The organism is Actimicrobium sp. CCI2.3 (genome assembly GCF_035019065.1).
Taxonomy (GTDB): domain Bacteria; phylum Pseudomonadota; class Gammaproteobacteria; order Burkholderiales; family Burkholderiaceae_D; genus Actimicrobium.
Genome location: NZ_JASJWR010000074.1, coordinates 1 through 1,628 on the forward strand (window position 1 = coordinate 1; position 1,628 = coordinate 1,628).

A 1,628-nucleotide genomic window follows, 5' to 3' on the forward strand; every position below is an offset into this window, starting at 1 on the left:
GCTTGTTTGTCTGCTTGTACTTCTGCTGTTCTTCTCTCGACTAACAGCTGATAAGTGTGGACACATGGCTTCCGCGCATGCTCTAGAAAGGAGGTGATCCAGCCGCACCTTCCGATACGGCTACCTTGTTACGACTTCACCCCAGTCACGAATCCCACCGTGGTAAGCGCCCTCCTTGCGGTTAAGCTACCTACTTCTGGTGAAACCCGCTCCCATGGTGTGACGGGCGGTGTGTACAAGACCCGGGAACGTATTCACCGCGACATGCTGATCCGCGATTACTAGCGATTCCAACTTCATGCAGTCGAGTTGCAGACTACAATCCGGACTACGATACACTTTCTGGGATTAGCTCCCCCTCGCGGGTTGGCGGCCCTCTGTATGTACCATTGTATGACGTGTGAAGCCCTACCCATAAGGGCCATGAGGACTTGACGTCATCCCCACCTTCCTCCGGTTTGTCACCGGCAGTCTCATTAGAGTGCCCTTTCGTAGCAACTAATGACAAGGGTTGCGCTCGTTGCGGGACTTAACCCAACATCTCACGACACGAGCTGACGACAGCCATGCAGCACCTGTGTACTGGTTCTCTTGCGAGCACTCCCTAATCTCTTAAGGATTCCAGCCATGTCAAGGGTAGGTAAGGTTTTTCGCGTTGCATCGAATTAATCCACATCATCCACCGCTTGTGCGGGTCCCCGTCAATTCCTTTGAGTTTTAATCTTGCGACCGTACTCCCCAGGCGGTCTACTTCACGCGTTAGCTGCGTTACCAAGTCAATTAAGACCCGACAACTAGTAGACATCGTTTAGGGCGTGGACTACCAGGGTATCTAATCCTGTTTGCTCCCCACGCTTTCGTGCATGAGCGTCAGTGTTATCCCAGGGGGCTGCCTTCGCCATCGGTATTCCTCCACATCTCTACGCATTTCACTGCTACACGTGGAATTCTACCCCCCTCTGACACACTCTAGCCATGCAGTCACAAATGCAGTTCCCAGGTTGAGCCCGGGCATTTCACATCTGTCTTACATAACCGCCTGCGCACGCTTTACGCCCAGTAATTCCGATTAACGCTTGCACCCTACGTATTACCGCGGCTGCTGGCACGTAGTTAGCCGGTGCTTATTCTTCGGGTACCGTCATTAGTGATCCGTATTAGAAATCACCGTTTCTTCCCCGACAAAAGAGCTTTACAACCCGAAGGCCTTCTTCACTCACGCGGCATTGCTGGATCAGGGTTGCCCCCATTGTCCAAAATTCCCCACTGCTGCCTCCCGTAGGAGTCTGGACCGTGTCTCAGTTCCAGTGTGGCTGGTCGTCCTCTCAGACCAGCTACTGATCGATGCCTTGGTAGGCTTTTACCCTACCAACTAGCTAATCAGATATCGGCCGCTCCACGAGCATGAGGTTCTTGCGAATCCCCCACTTTCATCCGTAGATCGTATGCGGTATTAGCGCAACTTTCGCTGCGTTATCCCCCACTCCAGGGCACGTTCCGATATATTACTCACCCGTTCGCCACTCGCCACCAGGGTTGCCCCCGTGCTGCCGTTCGACTTGCATGTGTAAGGCATGCCGCCAGCGTTCAATCTGAGCCAGGATCAAACTCTTCAGTTTAATCTCTGT

Annotated in this window: 1 rRNA gene; it reads right to left on the bottom strand. The window is 53.1% G+C overall.

From position 1 onward, the window contains the following. Positions 1–86 precede the first annotated feature (86 nt). Positions 87–1,619: ribosomal RNA gene (locus QN370_RS20480) — 16S ribosomal RNA — on the bottom strand. Positions 1,620–1,628: the final 9 nt, after the last annotated feature.